Origin of the sequence: Bradyrhizobium sp. LTSP885, from assembly GCF_000938305.1 — a bacterium.
Classification (GTDB): Bacteria; Pseudomonadota; Alphaproteobacteria; order Rhizobiales; family Xanthobacteraceae; genus Bradyrhizobium.
This window is the reverse complement of record NZ_JYMT01000002.1, coordinates 117,831-142,611: the sequence shown is the minus strand read 5'-3', so window position 1 is coordinate 142,611 and position 24,781 is coordinate 117,831. Positions and strand designations below refer to the sequence as shown.

18 protein-coding genes are annotated in these 24,781 nt (G+C 65.1%); 7 read left to right on the top strand and 11 right to left on the bottom strand.

Annotated elements, in window-relative coordinates; translation table 11 throughout:
- The first annotated feature begins 201 nt into the window (after positions 1-201).
- Together UP09_RS00680 and UP09_RS00675 are read left to right on the top strand one after the other, a co-directional pair.
- Entirely contained in the window at positions 202-1,038 is an 837-nt protein-coding gene (locus tag UP09_RS00680) for a L,D-transpeptidase (protein WP_044536071.1), read from the top strand.
- Between the two features lie 263 nt (positions 1,039-1,301).
- On the top strand, positions 1,302-2,165 hold the full coding sequence (locus UP09_RS00675) for an alpha/beta fold hydrolase (protein ID WP_044536070.1): 864 nt from the start codon (positions 1,302-1,304) through the stop codon (positions 2,163-2,165).
- Between the two features lie 13 nt (positions 2,166-2,178).
- Here UP09_RS00675 and UP09_RS00670 read toward each other — a convergent pair whose 3' ends face one another.
- Positions 2,179-4,443, bottom strand: a complete 2,265-nt coding sequence (locus UP09_RS00670; protein ID WP_044536197.1) for a fused MFS/spermidine synthase — start codon at positions 4,441-4,443, stop codon at positions 2,179-2,181.
- Positions 4,444-4,621: 178 nt separating this feature from the next.
- On the opposite strand from UP09_RS00670, the gene UP09_RS00665 reads away from it, so the two are divergent.
- The 3 genes from UP09_RS00665 to UP09_RS00655 all read left to right on the top strand — a co-directional run bounded on the left by UP09_RS00665 (position 4,622) and on the right by UP09_RS00655 (position 8,054).
- On the top strand, positions 4,622-6,223 hold the full coding sequence (locus UP09_RS00665; RefSeq protein WP_044536069.1) for a phytoene desaturase family protein: 1,602 nt from the start codon (positions 4,622-4,624) through the stop codon (positions 6,221-6,223).
- Between the two features lie 299 nt (positions 6,224-6,522).
- Positions 6,523-7,407 (top strand): 50S ribosomal protein L11 methyltransferase, encoded by an 885-nt coding sequence (locus UP09_RS00660; protein ID WP_044536068.1) that lies wholly within the window; start codon positions 6,523-6,525, stop codon positions 7,405-7,407.
- Positions 7,408-7,529: 122 nt separating this feature from the next.
- Positions 7,530-8,054: a hypothetical protein gene (locus UP09_RS00655; protein ID WP_044536067.1), complete on the top strand. Its 525-nt coding sequence runs from the start codon at positions 7,530-7,532 to the stop codon at positions 8,052-8,054.
- On the opposite strand, the gene UP09_RS00650 is transcribed toward UP09_RS00655, so the two are convergent.
- Complete coding sequence (locus UP09_RS00650; RefSeq protein ID WP_044536066.1) at positions 8,055-8,240, bottom strand: hypothetical protein; 186 nt, start codon at positions 8,238-8,240, stop codon at positions 8,055-8,057.
- Positions 8,241-8,523: 283 nt separating this feature from the next.
- Between UP09_RS00650 and UP09_RS00645 the strand changes: the two genes are divergently transcribed.
- Both UP09_RS00645 and UP09_RS00640 read left to right on the top strand, forming a co-directional pair.
- The gene (locus UP09_RS00645; RefSeq protein WP_044536065.1) at positions 8,524-10,353 is read left to right on the top strand and encodes an aminopeptidase P family protein; all 1,830 of its coding nucleotides are present in this window, start codon (positions 8,524-8,526) and stop codon (positions 10,351-10,353) included.
- Positions 10,354-10,638: 285 nt separating this feature from the next.
- Positions 10,639-11,916 (top strand): multidrug effflux MFS transporter, encoded by a 1,278-nt coding sequence (locus tag UP09_RS00640; RefSeq protein WP_044536064.1) that lies wholly within the window; start codon positions 10,639-10,641, stop codon positions 11,914-11,916.
- A 93-nt stretch (positions 11,917-12,009) separates the two neighbouring features.
- Here the strand turns inward: UP09_RS00640 and ligA are convergent, their stop codons facing one another.
- From ligA to murB, 9 genes are all read right to left on the bottom strand, one after another.
- Complete coding sequence (gene ligA, locus UP09_RS00635) at positions 12,010-14,163, bottom strand: NAD-dependent DNA ligase LigA (RefSeq protein WP_044536063.1); 2,154 nt, start codon at positions 14,161-14,163, stop codon at positions 12,010-12,012.
- An 8-nt stretch (positions 14,164-14,171) separates the two neighbouring features.
- Positions 14,172-15,842 carry a DNA repair protein RecN gene (gene recN / locus UP09_RS00630; RefSeq protein WP_044536062.1) on the bottom strand — a complete coding sequence of 557 codons (1,671 nt, stop codon included), beginning with the start codon at positions 15,840-15,842 and terminating at the stop codon, positions 14,172-14,174.
- Between the two features lie 6 nt (positions 15,843-15,848).
- Positions 15,849-16,763, bottom strand: coding sequence for an outer membrane protein assembly factor BamD (locus tag UP09_RS00625; RefSeq protein WP_044536061.1), 915 nt, complete (start codon positions 16,761-16,763; stop codon positions 15,849-15,851).
- 269 nt (positions 16,764-17,032) lie between these two features.
- Positions 17,033-17,995: a UDP-3-O-acyl-N-acetylglucosamine deacetylase gene (gene lpxC, locus UP09_RS00620; protein ID WP_044536060.1), complete on the bottom strand. Its 963-nt coding sequence runs from the start codon at positions 17,993-17,995 to the stop codon at positions 17,033-17,035.
- 349 nt (positions 17,996-18,344) lie between these two features.
- Positions 18,345-20,138, bottom strand: a complete 1,794-nt coding sequence (gene ftsZ, locus UP09_RS00615; protein WP_044536059.1) for a cell division protein FtsZ — start codon at positions 20,136-20,138, stop codon at positions 18,345-18,347.
- Between the two features lie 89 nt (positions 20,139-20,227).
- Entirely contained in the window at positions 20,228-21,544 is a 1,317-nt protein-coding gene (gene ftsA / locus UP09_RS00610; RefSeq protein ID WP_044536058.1) for a cell division protein FtsA, read from the bottom strand.
- Positions 21,541-22,542, bottom strand: a complete 1,002-nt coding sequence (locus tag UP09_RS00605) for a cell division protein FtsQ/DivIB (RefSeq protein ID WP_044536057.1) — start codon at positions 22,540-22,542, stop codon at positions 21,541-21,543. Before UP09_RS00605 ends, ftsA begins: the two co-directional genes overlap by 4 nt.
- A gap of 329 nt (positions 22,543-22,871) precedes the next feature.
- On the bottom strand, positions 22,872-23,858 hold the full coding sequence (locus tag UP09_RS00600) for a D-alanine--D-alanine ligase family protein (protein WP_044536056.1): 987 nt from the start codon (positions 23,856-23,858) through the stop codon (positions 22,872-22,874).
- Positions 23,858-24,781 (bottom strand): UDP-N-acetylmuramate dehydrogenase, encoded by a 924-nt coding sequence (gene murB / locus UP09_RS00595; RefSeq protein ID WP_044536196.1) that lies wholly within the window; start codon positions 24,779-24,781, stop codon positions 23,858-23,860. The genes UP09_RS00600 and murB overlap by 1 nt, the downstream gene beginning before the upstream one ends.

Sequence of the window (24,781 nt, the reverse complement as noted above, 5' to 3'; positions counted from 1 at the left end):
CGGCCCCGCTCGCGAAAAAGTCAGGACGCCGCGACCGACAAGCCCGTCTTCGGCCTTGTTTGCGCCGCGCGCCGGATTAACGATGGCTCGATTAAGGATGGCTTTGCACGCCACTGGAACCAAAGTCGGATTCCGTCCATATTGGATGCCGGGGGACGGAGAGCCGCGGCGCCGCGATCAGGCCTGGAGGCCAAAGGTAAAATGCGTTCGTTCCTCGTTGCTGTCACAAGTTTGATGCTTTTCACCGCCGGCGCAGCGCAGGCGAAGGTCGATATCACCATCGACAAGGACAATCAGCAGATGACTGTCGCGGTCGATGGCATCGAGCGCTATCACTGGCCGGTCTCGAGCGGCATCCCCTCCCGCGAAACGCCGAACGGCAGCTTCCGCGCTTTCCGCATGGAGGAGGATCACTACTCCAAGGAATTCGATGACGCGCCGATGCCGCATTCGATCTTCTTCACCAAGGTCGGGCACGCGATCCACGGCACGGACTCGGTCAACCGCCTCGGCACGCCAGCCTCGCACGGCTGCGTGCGGTTGTCGCGCGATAATGCAACCACGCTGTACGCGCTGGTCGAGAAGGAAGGCGTGCTCAACACCACGGTGACACTGACCGGTTCGGCGCAGGTCGCGCTGGCGCGTAATCCGCGTCCGCGCAACGGCACTGCCGTCGCCCGCAGCGCACCGCAGCAGCAGGTTGATCAGCAATACAGCGCGAACGGCGAGCCGGTGGTGCTGACGCCGCAGCCGCGCGTCTATCCGGCGCAGCCGCGCACCGACGACGGCTATATCTATCCGGCCGACGGCGGCTCGAGCGACCAGCGCTACCCGGCGCCGCCGTCGTCGCGGACGACCCGTCGGGTCTACGACGCACAGGCCTACGGTCAGCAGGGCTACGCTCAGCCAGGCTACGGCCAGCAAGGCTACTACGGCCAGCAGCAGTACTACGGCAACCAGGGCTATGCGCCTGCGCCGCAGGGCTACTACCAGCCACGGCCCACTTATCAGCAGCAGCGCGGCTTCTATCAGGACTGAGACGCGACCGCTCCCCAGCTGACGGCGCCGTGACGACAGCGCGCCGTCAGTTCCTCCCGCCCCGTTCACCTGCTTGTGACCCTTCACACCCGTTGCCGCGGTCACACGCCGTGGCTCGTCGTCGCGTTGTCATCGGATTGTAAAAATAGCCCTTTAATCGGCAGCGATAGCGCCGCTGGGCCTTTTTGGGAGGCCATGTGATGCGGAGTGCCTGTTGAATCAGAGCCAGAGCGCGTCCACGCTACGCAAGATCAGAGGTCACAATGAAACGAGGCATCGTCGTCCTTTGCCTGTGCACCGTGGCGATCGCCGCCTATTATTCGGCGGACCGCTGGGCCATCCGCCACACGACGCTGACATTTCATGACGTCCTGCGCGACGACCGCGACGTGACCGTCGACATCGCGGTACGCCGCGACAAGGAAATGCAGGCCCTGGCCGAGATGATCGAACTGCCGGTCGCGATATTGAGTCATGGCAACACCGTCAAGAACACCGAGTATTCATTCCTCACCAACGTCTTCGCCTCGCGCGGCTACCTCGTGGTCAGCATTCAGCACGATCTCGACACTGATGCTCCGATGGTGACCAAGGCCGGCGAGGAATATGCCGGCCGCCGCATGCAATATAATCGCGGCGTCTTCAACATCATGGCTGCGGTCGACGAGATCAAGAAGCTCTATCCCAACGCGAATTATCAGCGCCTGACGATGATCGGCCATTCCAACGGCGGCGACATCTCGATGTTCTTCGCCAAGCAGCATCCCGACCTGGTCAAGAAGGTCGTCACGCTGGACAATCTGCGCGTCCCCTTCATCACCGACGGCAAGATCAAGATCCTCTCATTCCGCTCGAAGGATCCGGTGTTCAAGGCCGACCCGGGCGTCGTGCCTGACGATGAGATCTGCGCCAAGGCCGGCATCAAGGTGGTCAGAACCGAGTTTCAGCACAACGATCTCAGCGATCGCGGTCCTGACAACGTCAAGTCGTCGATCCAGGCGAAAGTGCAGGAATTCCTCGACGAGGACGAGGGCCAGCAACTGACGATGCCGTTGCTGACCGCGGCGGCGCCAAGCCAGGACCACCTACCAAGCCAAGACAAGCCCACGACCGTCGGCAACAAATGACCGACGGTCGAAGCTATTGTTCGCCGTCACGCAGGCGGCGGTAGACCGCACCCAGCACGTTCGAATAGTCGTCGGTCCAGACCCGCTGGTTTTCGTCGGCCTCGGTCTCGGCCCAGACGTCCGATGATGCGAGCTTGCCGACATCGGCCTCCTCGCGCGCGGAAACCACCACCGAGGTCGCGAAGATGTACTCGTTGTCGCGGCCGGAATCCTCGCTGTAGACCCAGCTCTTCATCTCGTTGGCGTCGGCGATGCCGACGATGACGCTGGCAAGCTCGAGATGCCGGTTGGAGACGTGCATCACCACCGCGCCCTGCGGCGCCAGCTTCTGCTTGTAGATCGCCATCGCCTCCTCGGTCGCGAGGTGGATCGGGATCGCGTCCGAGGAATAGGCATCGACGATGATCAGGTCGTAGACGCCGTCGGGCTCCTTGGCGAAGGTCAGCCGCGCATCGCCGATCACGGGCTTCAGGTCGGGCGCGCAGTTCTGGATGTAGGTGAAGTATTTCGGATCGCGCGCGGTGTCGACCATCGACTGGTCGATCTCGAAAAACTTCCAGTCTTCGCCCGGCTGTGACGCGCAGGTCAGCGTGCCCGAGCCGAGCCCGATCACCGCCACTTTCAGCGGCGCGCCCTTGCGCTCGCGGATCGCCGTGATCGCCTGCCCGATGCCGCCGTCCTTGTGATAATAGCTGATCGGCTCCGGCCGGCCGGTGACCGGCGTGCCGTCGTCGTTCTTGAATTTCTCGGCGCCGTGGATCGTGGTGCCGTGCATCAGCACGTGATACTGCCCGTTCGGCGTCACCACGATCTTGTGGACGCCGAAGAAGCTGCGCACCGTTTCGACGCGGCCGTCGTCGGAGGGATAGGCGCGCAGCAGCACCAGCGCGACGGCGACCGTGGCAAAGATCTTCCAGCGGCTGGCGTTCAGCGCAAGCGCCAGCAGCGCGGAGAGCACGCCGACCGCGCCGATCACCCAGACCCGCCAATCGTCGAGCCAGTTGAAGACGCTGCCGGCCGAATAGGACGGCGCGATCAACCCAACCGCCAGCACCGCGAGGAACGGCCAGTACCAGGCGCTCCAGCGCGGCAGCCGCTCGGCGCCGCCGGGCGGCCGGCACAGCGCCGCCAGCGCCAGCAGGATGGGATATTCGGCGACCCATGAGAAGGTGAACGGCGCGATCAGTCCTGCGAAGATGCCGCCGACCATGCCGCCGAACGACAACGCGACATAGAAGCCGGTGAGATATTTCGCCGCCGGGCGCGTGCGCGCCAGTTCGCCGTGACAGGCCATCGCGATGATGGAGAAGCAGAGCTGGTGGCCACCGAGCGTCAGCAGCAGATTCTGCTCGCCACCGACCGCCAGCAGGATGACGACGCCGGCAAGCGCCAGCGGCTGCGCCAGCAGCATCCATTTGTGCGGCAGCAGCGGCCGCGACTGGAACACCAGCACCCAGGTCAGCAAATACAGCGACAGGGGCAGCACCCAGAGCAGCGGCGCGGCGGCAACGTCGGTCGAGATATGCGCGGTGACCGCGATCAGCAGACCCGACGGCACCGCGGCGAGGAATATCCAGCGTGCGCGCAGAGCCCAGGACGGTGCCGGCGCGTTGGCATCGTCAACCCCTAGGTTGAGCGCGCCTGCATTGGCCGGTGAGCGCAGCAGCAGCGCGCCGCAGCCCGCGATCAGGACGATCAGGAGTCCGTACCCGCCGGTCCAGATCAGGTTCTGGGTGCGCAGGGTGAACATCGGCTCCAGCAGCACCGGATAGGACAACAGCGCCAGGAAGCTGCCGATATTCGACGACGCATAGAGGAAATAGGGGTCGGGCCCGTTGGGGTGGCCGGTGCGCACGAACCAGGCCTGCAGCAGCGGGTTGTTGGCGGCGAGCGCGAAGAACGGCAGGCCGATCGAGACCGCGAACAGGCCGAGCAGCCAGAACGCATAACCCGAGGTTGGCGGTTCGCCCCAGCCGCTCTTGATCGCTAGCGGCAGCGTCAGCAGCGCGATAACAAGCAGCACCAGATGCACCGCGACCGGAACCACGCGATTGCGCAGCTTCATCAGCAGGTGCGCATAGGCGTAGCCGCCGAGCAGCAGCGACTGGAAGAACACCATCGCCACCGACCACACCGCCGGCGAACCACCGAGCCGCGGCAGTACCATCTTGGTGAACAGCGGCTGCACCGAGAACAGCAAAAGGGCGCTGACGAAGATCGCGGCGGTGTAGACAACCAGCACCAGCCGGTTTCGCGAGGCGGACGGCTCAGAAATCATGAAAGCTCCGGCATGGACCCGGCGGGCGCCGGACACGGATGGTCCGGCGGCAGCGCGCCGGACGGTCTGAGTTGAGCATATGGCATCAGCACGGGCAAGAAACCGCCGATAGCGCGGACTTGACGAAGCGCCGCTGCGGCGCGACGACAGGTTGTCATCACTCCTTCTTGAAGCGGACATGAACGAAACGGACGTCGTCATCATCGGCGCGGGGCACAACGGCCTCACCTGCGCGGCCTATCTCGCGATGGCAGGACTGCGGGTCCGGGTCGTGGAGCGGCGCAAGGTGGTCGGCGGCGCCGCCGTCACCGAGGAGTTCGTTCCGGGCTTCCGCAATTCGGTCGCCGCCTACACGGTGAGCCTGCTCAACCCGCAGATTATTGCTGACCTGAAACTTGCCGATCAGGGCTTGCGGATCGTCGAGCGTCGCGCCCAGAACTTCCTGCCCGCGCCCGACGGCAGCTATCTCCTGACCGGCGAGGGCCGCACAGAAGAGTCGGTTGCAAGATTGAGCCAACGCGACGCCACTGAGATCGGTGTGTTCTCGCGGGAGCTCGAGGCGATCGCGGATGTGCTGCGCCAGTTCGTGCTGCGCGCGCCACCGAATGTCGTCGAAGGCTTTGGCATCGGCGCGGTGAGCGAAGCCTTCAACGCGCTCGGCAGCGCCAATAGGCTGCGGCGGCTGTCGCTCGAGCAACAGCGCAGCCTGCTCGATCTGTTCACGCGCTCGGCCGGCGAGATGCTCGACGAGCGCTTCGAGAGCGATCTGGTCAAGGCGCTGTTCGGCTTCGACGCCATCGTCGGCAATTATGCCAGCCCCTACGCGGCCGGCTCGGCCTACGTGATGCTGCATCACGCCTTTGGCGAGGTGAACGGCAAGAAGGGCGTCTGGGGCCACGCCATCGGCGGCATGGGCGCGATCACGCAGGCGATGGCGCGTGCCGCACGCGGCCACGGCGCCGAGATCGAGACCGACGCCGGCGTGCGCGAGGTGATCGTCGAGAAGGATCGCGCCTGCGGCGTCATCCTCGACAATGGCGAGACCATCCGCGCGAAATATGTCGTCTCCAACGTCAATCCAAAACTGCTCTATACGCGGCTGGTGCCGGCGGGCGCGCTGGCGGGCGAATTCCTCACGCGGATCTCACGCTGGCAGAACGGCTCGGGCACGTTCCGGATGAACGTCGCGCTTCATACCCTGCCCTCGTTCACCGCGCTGCCCGGCCCCGGCGATCACCTCACCGCCGGCATCATCATCGCGCCTGATCTCGGCTACATGGATCGCGCCTGGCGCGACGCGCACGATTTCGGCTGGAGCCGCGCACCTGTCGTCGAGGTGCTGATCCCCTCGACGCTCGACGACAGCTTGAGCCCGCCGGGCCAGCATGTCGCCAGCCTGTTCTGCCAGCACGTCGCGCCGCAATTGCCTGACGGCAAGTCGTGGGACGATCATCGCGAGGAGGTCGCCGATCTCATGATCGCGACCGTCGACCGCTACGCCCCCGGCTTCGCAAGCACCGTAATCGGCCGCCAGATGCTGTCGCCGCTCGACCTCGAGCGGCAGTTCGGCCTGCTCGGCGGCGACATCTTCCATGGCGCGCTGACGCTGAACCAGCTGTTCTCGGCCCGCCCGATGCTCGGTCATGCCGACTACCGCGGCCCTCTGAAGGGCCTCTACCATTGCGGCTCCGGCGCCCACCCCGGCGGCGGCGTCACCGGTGCCCCCGGCCACAATTCCGCGCGGGTGATCCTGGCGGATCACCGGAGGCTGTTCTCGTAGGGCAGGCCCTCGGAGACGCCACCGCAGCCCGCGGCAAGCTGTGGATAGCTTGTGGAGAAGCGGTGGATTGGCCCTGTATAGGTCTCTGGAGTTTCCCCGGAGGAGTGGTGGAAAACACTGTGGATCGGCTGTGGAATGCTGGCCAATAACCTCGCCACAACGCCCTTGGTATCCTGTTGATAGGTTGGGGTCGGCTTTGTGGACACTCGGTAGTGTCAGCTGATGCACTACCCAATTCTCGCGATAATCGAATGAAATCTCAGTTGAAATTGTAACAAAAACCGCGCTACCGGCATGCGATGACACCCTCCACGCATCGCGCCAGCGTCACGCTGGCAGACGAATCGACCGGAAGACGCGTGATTGACGCGCTTTCCGAGGCGTTTTTCGACGATTCAGCGGCTCTCTCGACCTTCGAACGGCCTGACCGCCGTTGGGATGTCACCGTCTATTTTGCCGACGCGCCGGACCAGGCGCACTTGCGCGAACTGGTCGGACAGGCGGTGGGACGGGATGTCGCGGCCGCCATGACCTTCGATACCGTGGAGGCAAAGGACTGGGTGAAGGCGTCTCTGGAAGACCTCGTCCCGGTCCCGGCCGGCCGTTTTGTCGTCCACGGCCAGCATGACCGGACGCGGATACCGTCGAACAAGATCGGCATCGAGATCGAGGCGGCGCTCGCCTTCGGCACCGGCCATCACGGCACCACGCGCGGCTGCCTGTTGCTGCTCGACCATGTGCTGAAGGCCTATCAGCCGCGCCGCGTGCTCGATCTCGGCACCGGGACCGGCGTGCTGGCGATCGCCGCCGCCAAGGCAATGCACGCCAAAGTGCTGGCAAGCGACATCGACCCGCTATCGGTGCGGGTCGCTGAGGAGAATGCCGGGCTGAACGGAGCAGGACATCTGGTTGATGTGATCAGCGCCACCGGCTTTGCGGCGCCGCAGTTCGCCGCGGACGGGCCGTTCGATCTCGTGCTCGCCAACATCCTCGCCAATCCGCTGCGGCAACTGGCCGGCCCGATGACGCGGCACCTTGCGGCATCGGGGCAGGTCATCCTGTCGGGCCTGCTGACGCACCAGGCGCCGGCGGTCATCGCCGCCTACCGCGCCCGCGGGCTGGTGCCGCTGCGGCATGTCAGAATCGAGGGCTGGAGCAGCCTGTTGCTGCGCTCAAGATCATGATGCGATTAAGAGGAAATCGCATCATGATCTTATCTCCTTGTTGGAGCATGATCTCCGCGCAAACGCGTTCCGCGTTTGTCGCGAGGGAAAACCGGGTCCCACTTTTCCGGATCATGCTCTAAATGACCTCAACCGGCAGACAGTGCGGCGACTGCACGCTCTGCTGCAAGGTGATGGCGATCGAGCAACTGGCAAAGCCGGCCAACGCGTGGTGCCCGCATTGCAAGCCGGGGCGCGGCTGCCAGACTTACGCGAACCGGCCGGCGGAATGCCGGTCCTTCGGCTGCGTCTGGCTGGTCAATGACCGGCTGGAGGAGCACTGGAAACCAAGCCGATCCAAGCTTGTCCTGACGACGTCGGAAGATGGCCTCGAGGTCAGATGCGACCCCGGTTTCCCCGACGCCTGGCGCAAGCAGCCGTTCCGCAGCGAGATGCATCAATGGGCGGTGTCCGGCGGGCCGCTCGACATGACCATCGTCGTCATCGTCGGCCAGCGAATGACGCTGCTGACGCCCGACCGCGAGTTCGATCTTGGAATCGTCGGCCCTGACGAGCGGATCGTGCGGGAATTTGAGGGGACAAAGGTCGTCAATGCGACTGTGGTGAAGGCGTCCGATCTGGGCAGTATTTGCGACCTGCGGGGATAACTATTTGGACTTCGCCGGATCGCGGGGAAGGATCACAACCTTGCCTTGCTTCAGCGAGCGCCGGACGCGCGCCTCGACAAATCGGTCCAGGATCTGGACGATGACACCGCGTTGCTTCTGTTCGATGGGTGCGATCGGGCCACGGCGAACCGGCGGCGGGATCTTCTCAAATGTGAAAGCAGGCACTGTGTATCTCCTCGCCGTTGAGTTGAGACACTCCTGGACACTTCAGTACTCTAGACGAACGACTTGCCAGGGAAAGCGTTCCGTCTTCTCTAATGGTTATGCCACGATTCAAGCATAAGTTATGCCAAATTGTGGTCATGCCGCCCGTATTGTGGAACTTGTCCACCTGAAGCCAAGTCCACCTGAAGGCATGAACCGGAACAGTGGAAACCGGTTTTCCCTCGCGACAAACGCAGAGAGTTTGCGCGATGATCATGCTCGATCCCAAGAGAGTGCGAGAGCGATGTTCGAAGCCCATTTCCAGACATTCGAAGAACCCGAAAGCGGTGTGGCGCTGACCGCGCGCTTGAGCGCCTTCCGCGAGGAGCTGGCGCGCCGCAAGCTGACGGGCTTCGTGATTCCCCGCGCCGACCAGCAGCAGAATGAATATGTCGCCCCCGCCGAGGAGCGGCTGGCCTGGCTGACCGGATTCACGGGATCGGCGGGGCTGGCGATCGTGCTGACCAGGGAAGCTGCAATCTTCGTCGATGGCCGCTACACCCTGCAGGCCGGCAAGCAGGTCGACCGCAAGGCCTGGGAGGTCGAACCGCTGGTCGATCCGCCCCCGGAGCACTGGCTGACGCGGCACCTCGCGAGCGGCGACCGCCTCGGATTTGACCCGTGGCTGCACACATCAGCAGCAGCCGAACGTCTCGCCGCCGCCTGCGCCAAGGCCGGCGCGGAGCTGGTCGCGGTCGACAGCAATCCGGTCGACACGGTCTGGACCGAACGGCCGGCACCGCCGCTCGGCCCGGTCACGATCCACGGCGCGCAATTCGCCGGCGAGATCGAAGCCGAAAAGCTCAAGCGCATCCGGCTCGAGATCAACAAGCTCGGCACCGATGCGCTGGTGCTCTCCGACAGCCATGCGGTGGCCTGGGCCTTCAACATCCGCGGCGCCGACGTCTCGCATACGCCGCTGCCGCTGTCCTACGCGCTGGTGCCGAAGGAGGGCCGACCGCTGGTGTTCATAGATCACCGCAAGCTCTCCAATGCGACGCGCGACCATCTCGAGCAATCCGCCGATGTCGAGGAGCCGGCGGCACTGACAACAAAACTCACCGAGCTCGCCAAACGCGGCGCCTCGATCGCGCTCGACAGCGCGACGGCGGCGGATGCCTTAAGCCGCCTGATCTCAGGCGCCGGCGGCAAGCCGGTGCGCGGCAATGACCCGGTCAGCCTGTTGAAGGCAGTCAAGAACCTCACCGAGATCGACGGCACCCGCACCGCGCACCAGCGCGACGCGGTGGCGCTGACGCGCTTCCTCGCCTGGATCGACGGCGAGGCGCCTTCCGGCGGGCTCACCGAGATCGACGCCGTCGAGGCGCTGGAGACGTTCCGCCGCCAGACCGGCGCGCTGAAGGACGTCTCGTTCCCGACCATCTCCGGCACCGGACCGAACGGCGCGATCGTGCATTATCGTGTTACGCGCAAGAGCAACCGCCGGATCGAGCCCGGCGATCTGCTGCTGATCGATTCCGGCGCGCAATATCAGGACGGCACCACCGACGTCACCCGCACCATCGCGATCGGAAAGCCGACCGACGAGATGCGCGACCGCTTCACCCGGGTGCTGCGCGGCCACATGGCGATCGCGCGCGCGATCTTCCCCGACGGCACCACCGGCGCGCAACTCGACACGCTGGCGCGGCAATATCTTTGGCAGGCCGGCGTCGATTTCGAGCACGGCACCGGCCACGGCGTCGGCAGCTATCTTAGCGTCCACGAAGGGCCGGCGCGAATATCAAAGCTCGGCACCACGCCGCTGAAGCGCGGCATGATCCTGTCCAACGAGCCCGGCTACTACAAGACCGACGCCTACGGCATCCGGATCGAGAACCTCGAACTCGTCATCGGCACCGACATCGCGGGCGCCGAGAAGCCAGTCAACGCATTCGAGACGCTGACCCTGGCGCCGATCGACCGCCGGCTGATCGATACCAGCATGCTGAGCGCAGGCGAGCTGAACTGGCTCAACGACTACCACGCCCGCGTCGTCAGCGTGGTACGCCCGCATCTCGACGACAACGCCACCAAGCTGTGGCTCGACGAGGCGACGGCGGTGCTGACGTAGCTTTCCGTCATTCCGGGGCGATGCGAAGCATCGAACCCGGAATCTCGAGATTCCGGGTCTGGTGCTTGCGCACCATCCCGGAATGACGTGCTCGCACACTGCCTCTGGAATACTGGGTCCTCCGCTTTCGCGGAGGACGACAGCGGAGGTTGTTGCGCAACGCGTGTTGCCTCACGAGACAATGAGACGGCAGCCTCCCGAAACGCATGGCCGCATGCCGAAACACGCGTATTCCGCGCGAACGAGATCGCTACAGTCCGACTAACAACATTGGATCGGACCTGAATGCACGGCGTGATGGGCAAGCCGCCCGACGCGGGTACGGATAACCTCGCCACTTCGAAGGTCATGCTGCTGATGCTCGTCGTGATGACGGGCGTGGCGCCGATCTCGCTCTATATGCTGGTGCCGGCGCTGCCGGTGCTCGCGACCACGTTCGGCCGCGACATCTCCGTCGCGCAGATGACGGTGTCGCTCTACATGGTTGGCATCGCCCTGTCGCAGCTGATCATGGGGCCGCTGTCGGACAAGTTCGGCCGCCGTCCGGTGCTGCTCGCCGGGCTCGGCCTGATGGTCGTGGCTGGTGTTGGCTCGGTGTTCGCCGAGACCCTGCCGCAGCTGATCGCGGCGCGCTTCTTCCAGGCGCTCGGCGGCGCCAGCGGCATGGTGATCAGCCGCGCCATCATCCGCGATCTCTATCCGCGCGAGCGGGTCGGGGCCATGATCAGCCTCGTCGTCGCCGCGCTGATGATCGCGCAGATGGTGAGCCCGCTGACCGGCGGCCTGCTGGAGACCGCGTTCGGCTGGCGCGCGATCCTGTTCTTCATCACCGGCGCGTCGCTGACGATCACGATCTTCATCGCGCTGGCGCTGCCGGAAACCCGTCGCGACCGCGCCGACAGTTCCAGCTTTCGCGGCGATCTCGGCAAGCTGCTGCGCAACCGCGCCTTCGTCGGCTACATGCTGTGCCAGGTGCTGGCGTCGCAGATCATCTTCGCCTTCGCCGGCGGCGGCCCCTACATCGTGGTGACGCAGATGGGCCGCACCAGCGCCGAATATGGCGCGTGGTTTGCGTGCACGGGCTTCGCCTACCTCGTCGGCAATCTGCTGTGCGTGCGCTTTGCGCCGCGGCATTCGCTGGAGCGGCTGATCTGGTTCGGCCTGGCGCTGCAATTGGGCGGCAGCCTGTTGAACCTGATCTGGAGCTTGACGGGATTCAATCAGGCGCCGCTCTGGCTGTTCGGCACCCAGATGATCGTGATGGTCGCCAACGCCTTCGTGATGGCCAATTCCGCCGCCGGCGCCATCAGCATCCGCCCCGAGGCCGCCGGCACCGCGTCGGGCACGATGGGATTCCTGCAGCAGGGCATCGGCTCGCTGATCTCGCAATTCGGCGCCTATCTCGGCGGCCACTCCGCCACCACGCTGCCGCTGACATCGGCGCTGTTCGCAATCTCGATCGCCTGCGCCTGCACGATGATCTTCATCGTGCCACGGCGAACTATCGTGGTCAGCGAGGAGCTGATCGAGCAGGCGGAGGAGGAAGAACAGGGGATGATGTGACTTGTTCGTCATTCCGGGGCGATGCGAAGCATCGAACCCGGAATCTCGAGATTCCGGGTCTGGTCCTGCGGACCATCCCGGAATGACGCCATATCACTCCCCAATCAGCTGCAGCCACTCGTCTTCGGTCAGCACCGCAACGCCAAGCTCACGCGCCTTGGTCAGCTTGGAGCCGGCTTCCTCACCGGCCACCAGATAATCCGTCTTCTTCGACACCGAGCCCGCGACCTTGGCGCCGAGGCGTTCCGCCACCGCCTTGGCCTCGTCGCGGGTGAACTTGGTCAGCGAGCCCGTGAACACCACGGTCTTGTCCGAGACCGGCGAACTCTTGCGCGGCTGCTCGGCCGGCCTCACCTCGATCTCGCGCAGCAGCTCGCCGAGCGCCTTGACGTTGCGCGGCTCGGCGAAGAACTCGACCACGGCGTCCGCGACGATCTCGCCGATGCCGCCGATATTGTTGAGGTCCTGATAGGCCTCGGTTGTGTTCTCTTCGTCCGTACTGCCTTTGGCGGCGGCCAGCATCGCCTCACGGAAATTCTCGATCGTGTGGTAGTGCCGTGCGAGCAGCTTGGCATTGCCTTCACCGACATGGCGAATGCCGAGCGCAAAGATTAACCGATGCAGTTCGATGTTGCGACGCGCGTCGATCGCGTCGAACAGGTTGCGCACCGAGGTCTCGCCGTAGCCTTCGCGCTCCATCAACTTGCTGGTCGAACGCTTGTCCCGTTCGCGCAGCGTGAAGATGTCGACGGCCGACTTCACGAGATCGTCTTCGTAAAACTCCTGGATCTGCTTGTCGCCGAGGCCATCGATATCGAAGGCCAACCGCGACACGAAATGCTTCAGCCGCTCCACCGCTTGCGCCGGGCAGATCAGAGTGCCGGTGCAGCGGCGCACCACCTCGTCCTCCTCGCGCACCGCATGGCTGCCGCAGACCGGACAGGTGTCCGGAAACTTGTACGGTTTTGCGCTTTTCGGCCGCTTGTCGAGCACCACGCTGACGACCTGCGGAATCACGTCGCCCGCGCGTTGCACGACGACCGTGTCACCCTCGCGGATATCGACGCCATCGCGGATCGGGCTGCCGTCATTGCCGGTGCCCTTGATGTAGTCCTCGTTATGCAGCGTCGCGTTCTGCACCACCACGCCGCCGACCGTGACCGGCGCCAGCCGCGCCACCGGCGTCAGCGCCCCGGTTCGTCCGACCTGGATGTCGATGCCGTTGAGAACAGTGGTGGCCTGCTCGGCCGCAAATTTGTGCGCGATCGCCCAGCGCGGGCTGCGCGACACGAAGCCGAGGCGATCCTGCCAATCGAGCCGGTCGACCTTGTAGACCACACCATCGATGTCGTAGCCGAGCGTGGCGCGCTCCTCGCCGATCTTGCGGTAGAATGCCAGGACATCCTCGACATCCTTGCACAGCGTGATCAGCGGATTGACGACGAAGCCGGCTTTGTCCATCCATGCCAGCATGCCGTGCTGGGTATCGGCGGGCCGCTCGCTTATCTCGCCCCAGGTATAGGCAAAAAACTTCAGCGGGCGCGAGGCGGTGATCGAGACATCCTTCTGGCGCAGCGATCCCGCCGCCGAATTGCGCGGATTGGCAAAGATGGTGTCGTCGGCTTCGGCCTGCTTTTTGTTCAGCTCGAGAAAATCCGTCTTGAGCATGTAGACTTCGCCGCGCATTTCGCAGGCTGCCGGAATATTCCGGCCCTTCAAATGATGCGGGATGTCCTTGATGGTGCGAACATTGGCGGTGACGTCTTCGCCGGTGAAGCCGTCGCCGCGCGTCGCCGCACGGACCAGTTCGCCGTTCTCGTAGCGCAACGACAGCGACAGCCCGTCGATCTTCGGCTCGGCGACGAGCGCTGGAATCTGCTCGGCATCGAGCTTGAGGAAGCGTCTGATGCGCTCGACAAACTCGGTCACGTCCTCGTCGCTGAAGGCATTGCCGAGCGACAGCATGGGAACGGCGTGCTGCACCTTGGCGAAACCGCGCGCGGGCGCGGCGCCGACTTTCTGCGACGGAGAATCTTTGGCGACAAGATCGGGAAACCTTGCCTCGACCGCCTCCAGCCGCTGGCGCAGCACGTCATAGGCCGCATCCGACACCGTCGGCGCATCCTTCTGATAATAGCGCTCGTTGTGGCCCTCGATTTCCAGCGCCAGCCGCGTCAGCTCGACCTTGGCCTGAGCCTTTGTGAGCTTGGCGACGTCGACCAGCGCTTTCTTCGCCTTGGTGGCCATCGGAGCAACTAACTCGCCGCGCGCAGCAGTCGTTCCGCCGCAGCGCGTGCCTCCGCGGTGATCTCGGCACCCGCCAGCATCCGCGCGATCTCCTCGCGGCGGTGGTCGGCGGCGAGGGCGTTGACGCGGGTGGCGACCCGCTTGCCCTTGTCGAGCGCGTCCTTGGAGATCAAGAGATGCTGGCTGGCGCGGGCGGCGACCTGCGGCGCGTGCGTCACCGCCATCACCTGCACCTTGCCGGCGAGCCGCGCCAACCGGGCGCCGATCGCGTCGGCCACGGCACCACCGACGCCGGTGTCGATCTCGTCGAACACCAGGGTCGGCGCCGAACCGCGATCGGACAGCACCACTTTCAGCGCCAGCAGGAAGCGCGACAGCTCGCCGCCGGAAGCGACCTTCATCAGCGGCCCCGGCTTGGTACCTGGATTGGTTTGCACCCAGAACTCGACGCGGTCGATGCCCTGCGGGCCCGGTGACTTCGCGTCGGTCTCGACCTGGGTCATGAACTTGGCGCGTTCGAGTTTCAGCGGCGCCAGCTCGGCGTTGACGGCCTTGTTCAGCTTTTCGGCCGACTTCACGCGCGCCGCCGACAGTTTTGCGGCGGCGGCGCCGTAGCGCTGGTCGGCCTCGGCAGCAGCGGCCTCCAGCTTCTTCAACTGGTTGGCACCGGCATCGATCAGCGCCACGTCGGCAGCGTATTTGGCGGCCAGCGCGGCCAGGCCATCGACCGGGGTCGAATATTTGCGCGAGGCGGCACGCAGCGCAAACAGCCGTTCTTCGATTCGCTCCAGCTCGGCCGGATCGAAATCGGCCGCGCGCAGCGCGGCGTTGAGGTGCTGGTCGGCTTCTTCCAGCGCATTGATGGCGACGTCGATCGCCCTCACTGCCGGCTCGACCAGCGCTGGCATATTTCCCGCACGACGCTCCAGCCGGCGCACCGCCGCCGACAAGGCCGCGACCGGCGAATGATTGCCGCCGACCGCCTCCTGCGCCTCGCGCAGATCGCTGGCGATCTTCTCGCCCTGCATCATCGTGGTGCGGCGTTCGGCCAGCGCGGTCTCCTCGCCGTCCTTTGGCTTCAGCTTTTTCAGCTCATCGGATGAATGGCGCAGATAATCCGCCTCGCGTGCCGCCCGCTCCATGCCGGCGCGGTGCTCATCGAGCGCGGCATAGGCGACGCGACGCGAGTCCCACAGCCCTTCCAGCGCCGCGACATCCTTTTCCAGCCCGGCAAACGCATCCAGCAGCCGGCGATGGGTGGAGGCGTCGACCAGCGCGCGCTCGTCGTGCTGGCCGTGGATCTCGACCAGCGCGGCGCCGACCGCCTTCAGGGTCTGCACGCTGATCGCCTGGTCGTTGATGAAGGCGCGGGTGCGGCCGTCGGCGAGTTGCACGCGGCGCAGGATCATCTCGCCGGTATCGTCCAGGCCATTTTCGGCGAGGATCCTTGTCGCGGGATGGCCCTTCGGCACATCGAACATCGCGGTGACCTGCCCCTGCTCCGCGCCGTGGCGGACGAGGCCAGCATCGCCGCGGCCGCCGAGCGCCAGCGCAAAGGCATCGAGCAGGATGGATTTGCCCGCGCCGGTTTCGCCGGTCAGCACCGCAAGGCCACGGGAAAATTCGATATCGAGCCGTTCGATCAGGACGATGTCACGGATCGACAGACGCGCCAGCATGCGGGATCAGTTCCTAGCGAGACCCAGTTTCCTGAAGGCCTTGGAGATGTAAGAGCCGGTGTCTTCATTCGGCTCGAGACCGCCCGACTTTACTAGATTATAGGCGTCCTTGTACCAGCGGCTATCGGGAAAATTGTGCCCCAGCACGGCGGCCGCGGTCTGCGCCTCGCCGACGATCCCGACCGCCATATAGGCCTCGGTGAGCCGGAAGAGCGCCTCTTCGACATGGCGCGTGGTCTGGTACTGCGTGACCACCGTCTTGAACCGGTTGATGGCGGCAGTGAAGTCGCGCTTTTCCATGTAATAGCGCCCGACCGCCATTTCCTTGCCGCCGAGCTGGTCGCGCGCGGCTTCGATCTTGGACTTGGCGGTGGTGGAATATTCCGACGTCGGATACTTGCGCACCACCTCTTCCAGCGCCGCGATCGCCTTCTCGGTCCGGCCCTGGTCGCGGGAGATGTCCGGGATCTGGTCGTAATGCGAGGCGGCGATCAGGTACTGGGCATAGGCCGCATCCGGACTGCCGGGATGCAGCGTGACGTAGCGGGTCGCCGAGCCAATGCAGCTGTCGTAGTCGCCGGCCTGGTAATAGGAATAGGCCGACATCAACAGCGACTTGCGCGCCCACTCCGAATAGGGATGCTGGCGGTCCACTTCCTCGAACTTCTTCGAGGCAGCCTTCAGATCCTTCTTCTGGTTCATCATGTACAAGCCCTCATTGTAGAGCTTGTCCGCGGGCTCATCGACGAAGGTATCGTCTTTGGCCATGAACTTGTCCCAGAGCGCGCCGGTGCCGCAGCCGCTCAGCGGCAGTGCCAGCACGATCAGGCCCGCCGCGAGACGCAGCGCGCGACCGGCCTGCTTCAGGCCGGAGACGTCAGAAGAATTGCGTGGTTCGAGCGCCATCCGCTTTGCCGACATGAAATATAAAACCTGACGCCTTTGATGCGGTTAACGGCGAAGCCCCACTCCATCCATGAACCGCGATCATGGATACAATATTCCCCGTGCCATTGGCGCAGTGTCGTGCAACCTCAGGCCTGTCTAGCCGAAAAATGGTCCTCGACCAATCGAATACGTAGCCATTCCGCCCGGATTAAGGCGGCCGGACACACCTGCTAACGGCTGTGGTACCTACGAAATCCGGGGCGAATGAAGCTAGTCAGAACGAATGACGCCGGTTGCGACGATCAGGACACGTCCGGACCGTAGGCCGGGGCGATCATGCCGCCCACCGTGCCTGCGCCAGCTTCCACATGGCCGCGAGCGGGGCGCCGTGCGGTCTCTGCTTCGACCACCCGCCAGGCGCTCCGGTCGGCGAGCAGCGCCTTCAGCACCGCGTGGTTCAGCTTGTGGCCGCCGCGCGTCGAGCGGTAGCTGCCAAGCAGCGGCAGACCGGCCAGTGCGAGATCGCCGATCACGTCCAGAACCTTGTGGCGGACGCATTCGTCGCCGTAGCGCAGCCCCTCGGGGTTCAGCAGGCGGGTTTCGTCGAACACCACCGTATTCTCGAACGACGCGCCGAGCGCGAAGCCGGCGCTCCAGAGCCGCGCCGTGTCACCCACGCAGCCGAAGGTTCGGGCGCGCGCGATATCGCGGCGGAAACCTTCCGGCGACAGATTGAAGGAGAAGCTCTGACGGCCGATTACCGGGTTGGTGAAATCGATCTCGACCTCGGCGCGGAACCCGCCGGCGAACGGACGCAGCTCGCCGATGGAATTGCCGATCTTGACCTGCACCGGCTTCAACACCTGGATGAAGCGGCGGACGGCGGGCTGGGTAACGATGCCGGCCTGGTCGATCGCAGCGACGAAAGCTGCGGCGCTGCCATCCATGATCGGAACTTCGGGACCATCGACCTCGATGGTGGCGTTGTCGACGCCCATGCCGCGCAGCGCGGCCAGCACATGCTCGGCGGTGGAAACCAGCGGCCCTTCGCGGTCACCCAGCACGGTCGCAAAATCGGTTGCGATCACGGCATCGGCGACGGCTTGAATTTCACGGTCGGCACTGTCGAGACCGGTGCGGACAAAAATAAAACCTGCATCAACAGGCGCAGGTCCCAAAGTGAGATGAACAGGAAGACCAGAATGAACGCCGACGCCCGTCACGGTGGCTTGCGACCGAAGCGTTGTTTGGCGACTGAACTTCATGCGTTAATGCCCACTACCCGACTTCGCCCAAACAAGCGGCCAATTTCCCCAAGGCCGATTCGTCCGAGCTCCCCAAGTCCGGGCAGACCATAGTCATTGCCCTAAACCGCGCCAACTCACGCTTCTTTACCGATTGTTACCCCATCTCTGCCGCATTCACGCCCAAGGTTAACCAAATTGCGGCAGCGAAAAACGCCATTTCGGGACCGGCATCTGATCACGAGAAGAATAATTAATCATTTAAAATCAGTTGCTTGCTCACCGGACCGTGAACGGCAATCCGACTAAAGACGAAGGCCCCGGCGGTTCTCGCCGGGGCCTTCTTTGGTCGCCAGATTTGTAACAAACTTCAGTTCGCCTGCCGGCGCAGGAAGGCCGGGATATCAAGATGGTCGTCGCCCTGTGGCGCGGGCGCAACAGGTGCAGGACGCCCATGAACGTCCAACCCCTGTGGCGCGGGGCGCTTCGCATACTCCGACACCGGCGATTCGTTCGACGCAATCTGCTGCGCGACGCTGCGGGCCGGCCGGCGGTCGGGCAGCGGCGGCATTGAGGGTGCCGGGCCGGAGGCGCGCGCCGCGATCGGCGGCTCGGTCTCTTCGTCGCGGCGGCCGAGGCCGACATTGGCCAGGCGCTGCAACAGCGACAGCCGGGTCTTCTGCGGGTGTTCCTCCTCGCCCTCGCCGCGCGCCTGGCGGATTTCGGCCTGCGCCGGCATCGGAAGGTCCTCGAACTTCGGCATCCGCGGGGCGCGGACCGGCGAACGCTCGGCCGCCTGAGGGATGAAGGTCTCGGGCGGCATCGGCTCGTGCTGCTCGGCACGGACCGCGTCATGATCGGGGAACAGCGTCGGCTTCTGGGCGATCGGGCGCACGGTCACGTCACCGTAGGACCCCGGCTGCATCGGCGCCGAATTGTCCGGAGCAACCGCGGCGGCGATCGCGGCGAGCGCGGCGCGCTCGACGTTGTTCGCAGTGGGACGCAGCTGCGGCGCGGCGGCGGCAGGCGCGGCAATCGGAGCGACGGTCACGCCGGTCGGCGGTTCCATCTTCTGGGTGCGCTCGGCAAGACGCTGATTGTCGGCGCGCAGGCGCGCGGTCAGATCGGCCAGCCGGCTTTCCGGCGAGCCGGCGGCGGCGGCGGGCGCAGCGGCCGGAGCGGCAGCCCGCGCGATCGCGGCCTGCTCGATGCCGGTCGCGACCACCGAAACGCGGATGACGCCATCAAGCGATTCGTCGAAGGTCGCGCCAACGATGATGTTGGCGTCGGCATCGACCTCTTCGCGGATGCGGGTCGCGGCTTCGTCGACCTCGAACAGCGTCAGGTCCTTGCCGCCGGTGATCGAGATCAGCAGGCCGCGGGCGCCCTTCATCGATGAGTCGTCGATCAGCGGGTTGGCGATTGCGGCTTCGGCGGCGGTCAGCGCGCGCTTCTCGCCGGTGGCCTCGCCGGTGCCCATCATCGCCTTGCCCATCTCACGCATCACGGCGCGGACGTCGGCGAAGTCGAGGTTGATCAGGCCTTCCTTGACCATCAGGTCGGTGATGCAGGCGACGCCCGAATAGAGCACCTGGTCGGCCATCGCGAAGGCGTCGGCGAAGGTGGTCTTCTCATTGGCGACCCGGAACAGGTTCTGGTTCGGGATGATCAGCAGCGTGTCGACCACCTTGTGCAGTTCGGCGATGCCGGCCTCGGCGGTGCGCATGCGGCGCTGGCCCTCGAAGTGGAACGGCTTGGTCACCACGCCGACCGTGAGGATGCCCATCTCGCGCGCGGCCTTGGCGATCACGGGCGCAGCGCCCGTGCCGGTGCCGCCGCCCATGCCGGCGGTGACGAACACCATGTTGGCGCCGGTGAGATGATCGCGGAGCTCGTCGATAACCTCCGTCGCGGCGGCTGCGCCGACATCGGGCTGCGAACCGGCGCCGAGGCCCTGGGTCACCTGGGTGCCCATCTGGATGATCCGCTGCGCCTTCGACATGGTCAGCGCCTGGGCGTCGGTGTTGGCGACGACGAAGTCGACACCCTGCAACCCGGCGGTGATCATGTTGTTGACGGCGTTACCGCCCGCGCCACCGACGCCGAAGACGGTAATCCGCGGTTTCAGCTCGCTGATGTCTGGGGGGGTCAGATTGAGTGCCATGGTTGCCTCTCTGGATTACGCGCGCGTTGGTTCGCCCCGGCCGGCGGCCGCGGGAGTTGGTGAAAATCGTGTGAGCCGGGATGCGGTCATCAGAAGCCCTCGCGAAGCCATCGTCCGACCTTTCCGAAGTAACCGTCAGTCCCTGTCCTGAGCTGCCGCGTACGCCGCGGTTCGACATGTTCAAGATGAGCGTATTGCGGATAGACCAGCAGGCCCGCGGGCACCGCGAACGAGGCGCCCTTCGCCTCGTTGGGCAGCCGGCCGAAGCCGAGCGGGCGGCCGATGCGGACCGGGCGGTTCAGGATGCGGGTGGCGAGCTCGACGGTGCCGGCGAGCTGCGAGGCGCCGCCGCTCAACACCACTCGCGCCCTCGGCTCAGCCGCAAAGGGGGAATCCGCGAGCCGGTCCCGGACCATTTCAAAAATCTCCTCGGCGCGATGCCGGACGATATTCGCGATCGTGGCGCGGGACACGATCTGCGGAGTCTCCCGATCATCGCCTGCGGTCGGAACGGACATCAGCTCGCGCGAGTCCGAGCCGCCGGTCAGCACCGTGCCGTATAAAGTCTTGATTCGCTCGGCATCCGCAATGCACGCCCCGATGCCGCGTGCAAGATCCATCGTGATGTGTTGCCCGCCGAGCGCAAATCCGGATGCATGCACGAAGCGGCCGCCGGAATAGGTCGCGATCGTCGTCGTGCCTGCGCCCATCTCGACCACGGCGGCGCCGAGGTCGGCCTCGTCATCGGTCAGGATCGACAGACCGGCGACGTAGGGGCTCGCCGCCATGGCTTCGACGTTGAGATGGCAGCGCTCGACCACCAGCATCAGGTTCTTGGCGACCGTCGCATCCGATGTGACCACGTTCATGTCGACGCCGAACTGCCGCGCCACCATGCCTCTGGGGTCGCGGATGCCCTTGACGCCGTCGAGCGCGTAACCGACCGGCAGCGCATGCAGAACCGTGCGGCCCTCGCCAGTGGCATGGCGCATGCCGGCCGACGTGACGCGGCTGATATCATCCGAGGTCACCGAGCCGCCGCGGATATCGGCAGCGGCTTCAACCAGTTGGCCGTGCAGCCGGCCGCCGGACACCGACAGCAGGACGGACTCGACGCGGACCTTGGCCATGCGCTCGGCCAGCGCCACGGCATGGCGCACCGCCTTTTCGCATTCGGCCAAATCGACAACGGCGCCGGCCTTGACGCCGCGCGACTGGATCTGACTGTAGCCAATCAGCTCGACCGCGTGAGTGCGGCCGCGCAGCGCCTCGTTCGGCGGCGACGGCCTCAGCCGCGCGATCATGCAGGCGATCTTGCTGGAGCCGACGTCAAGCGAGGCCACCAGCGCGGTGCGTTTCTGCATCGGGCGCGTCTTCGGGGTCAGATTGCGGTCGAGGCCGGTCATGCGGAATCACCCGGCTTCTTCTTGGGCTTCTTGTCCTTGAACAGATCGTCGCGCGCCTTGCCGGCGTCCTCGGACAATTGCACGACCAGACGGTCGGGCAGGCGCATGTCGACGGCGACGATGTCGCGCGAGAACAGCCTGTCGTCCTTGTCGAGCTTGGAGAGCGCAGCGAGTGCGTTGCCGACGTCGTTTTCCGGCAGGCGGATGTCGAGGCCGTCCTTCAGGCGCAGGTTCCAGCGCCGTTCGCCGACGAAGATCGCAACCTTGGTCACCGAGCGGACCTGCGGATAGCGGTCGAGCAGGGCCAGGAAATCCTTTGCCCGGCTGTCGGCGCCCTTGCCCACCACCAGCGGCAAATTGAGGAATCGTCGTGACACGTAAGGCTCGAGCACGGCGCCGTCGGCGGCGATGACCGAGAGCCGGCCGTCCTGCTGCCACAGGGCGAACGCGGTGCGCTCGACGATGTCGATCTGCAGCCGGCCCGGATAGAGCTTCAGGATCGTCGCATCGGCGATCCAGGGATTGGCCTTCAGCCGGTCGCGCACGGTCTCGGCGTCGAGGAACAACAGCGAGGAGCGGCCGTTGACGCCGCCGATCGCGAGGACCTCGTCCTGGCTCAGCTGCTTGCGGCCGTTAATGCCGACGGTGGTGATACGGAAGCCCGCGGTATTGGCCAGCGCGTTGCGGGTATCGCTCAGCGTGGCGACGAACTCGTCGACATGGCCGCCTTTGACGATGCCGAAGCCGGCACTGCCGAACAGGATCGCAAGCGTCGCGGCGAGGCCGACACGGCGTGGCAGATAGCGCTCGACCAGCTGGATGAAACGGTTGGGCGGCTCGCGATCGATGACGTTCTGCCTGGCAGGACGCCGGCGGCGGGCGAGATGCACGCCGATATACTCGCGCAGCAGCACCGCCGCTCCAATAGCGGCTGCTTTCAGGTCAGCTTGAGGCCCCTGCGATCGCAGCGATCGAGTGAGGCGTCCTGCTCCATCCATTGCACGAGCTCGTCATACGTTGTGCCCGCAGCACATCGCGGGTCCCGGCGCAGGTGACGTCTCGACGATACCGGTGGGATAGAGTGACCCCCTGTTCCCTGGTTGCGTTCCTCGAAGCGGTATTCCGCAACGCTCACGCCCCGGCAGCCAAGCGCTACATGCGCCGCCAGCGTTAACCTTCGGGCCTGCTGGTAAACAAACGGTAAACGGGGCCCGCCCATGGCGTGTTTTGATCAACGTTGAGAGTACTTTGCCGCGAACTCGTTTGCATTTTAGCAACAGTGCGGGTTCCCTCAGGGCACTGCGGCTCCTGGGCTCCCTCCCCAGCCCTATCTCTGCGTGCGGCGCCGGGCGAGTTCGACCTGGTCGTGCAGGAAATCGGCAAACGCGATGCCCTGCGCCTTCAGCGCCTTCGGATACAGCGACGCCGCGGTGAGCCCGGGCAGCGTGTTGGTCTCGAGATAGACCGGTCCTGTCGTCGACACGATGAAGTCGCTGCGTGAGTAGCCGGAGCAGGACAGCGCACGGTGCGCCCGCAATGCGTGGTCCATGATCGCGGCGCTGATATCAGGCGCGAAGCGGCCGGGGCAGATTTCTTGCGTCGACTTCAGGAGGTATTTGGCTGTGTAGTCGAAGGCGCCCTCCGCCGGCACGATCTCGATCGGCGGCAGCGCGAACATCGTGCCATCGGACTGCTCGAGTACGCCGCAGGTCGCCTCCACGCCCGATACAAACGGCTCGATCAGATAGTCCTCGGCTTTGGCGGCATTGCGGACAGCGACAAGGTCCTGCTTCGCGTTGACGAAGATCAGCCCGTAGCTCGATCCATCCTTCGCCGGTTTCGCAATCAGCCTGCCGTGCGCGGCGAAGGCCTGATCGATCTGTTCGAGCGCCACGCCCTGCGGCGCATTCAGCCCTGCGATCGCAGCAAACCGCTTGGCCGCGACCTTGTCGAAGGCAAGATTCGACGACGCCGAACCGGAGCCGGTAAAGGCGATGCCGCGCATCTCGCACATCGCCTGCAACTCGCCATTCTCGGCGCGGCCGCCATGCAGGCCGAGCACCAGCACGCGCTCCTCGATCTTCGCGTCGTCGAGCGCCGCCGCGAGACCAATGCCGCGATCGTCGGGCTTGAAGTCGACCTCGAACGGCCGCGCGTGATTGAGCAGCTTTTCCGACGTCACCGCATGCACGGTGTCGTCGACGTTCCAGAACCACAGATCCGCATCCGGCAGCGCGCGGTGCAGCGCCTGCGCACTCGCCACCGAGACCAGGCGTTCCTTATTGGTGCCGCCGAAGAGAATGGTTGCCCGCATCAGGTCTGCTCCATTCCGATCCGCTTGATTTCCCAGTGTAGCTCGATTCCGCTGCTTTGCTTGACCCGTTCACGCACCGTTTCGCCGAGGGTTTCGATGTCGTGCCCGGTGGCGTTGCCGGTGTTGATCAGGAAATTGCAGTGCATCTCCGAGACCTGCGCGCCGCCGATCTTGAGGCCGCGGCAGCCGGCGGCATCGATCAGCTTCCAGGCGCTGTTATCAGGCGGATTCTTGAAGGTCGAGCCGCCGGTCTTTTCGCGGATCGGCTGCGCGGTCTCGCGATGGGTCTGCACCTCGGTCATGCGGGCGCGGATCGCATCGGCATCCGTGATCGTCCCGCGAAACCGCGCGGAGGTGAAGATCACCGACGGATCGACGCCGCTGTTGCGATAGACGAACTTCATGTCGGCATTGCTGAATGTATGTTTGGCACCGTCGCGACCGATGCCGGTGGCAGCCACGAGCACGTCCTTGGTCTCGCCGCCGTTGGCGCCGGCATTCATGCGCAGCGCACCGCCGACGGTGCCGGGAATGCCGAAGAAGAATTCCATGCCGCCGATATTGGCGCTCGCCGCGGTTTCCGCCACCCGCTTGTCGAGCGCAGCGGCCCCTGCGGTGACGATATCGCCGGCCGCACTCGTCTCACCGAAGGCGCGCGGCGCGAGCCGGATCACCACGCCCGGCATGCCGCCGTCGCGCACGATCAGATTGGAGCCGACGCCGACGACATAGACCGGAAGCTCGTTCGGCAGGTTTGTCAGGAAGTACGCGAGATCGTCCTCATCCGCCGGCGTGAACAGCACCTGCGCCGGACCGCCGACGCGAAACCAGGTCAGCTCCGCCAGCGACTGATTGGCAAGCAACCGCCCGCGCAACTCCGGCATCGCGGCTTTTAGATCGGGCGTGATGTCGGGGAACGCCAC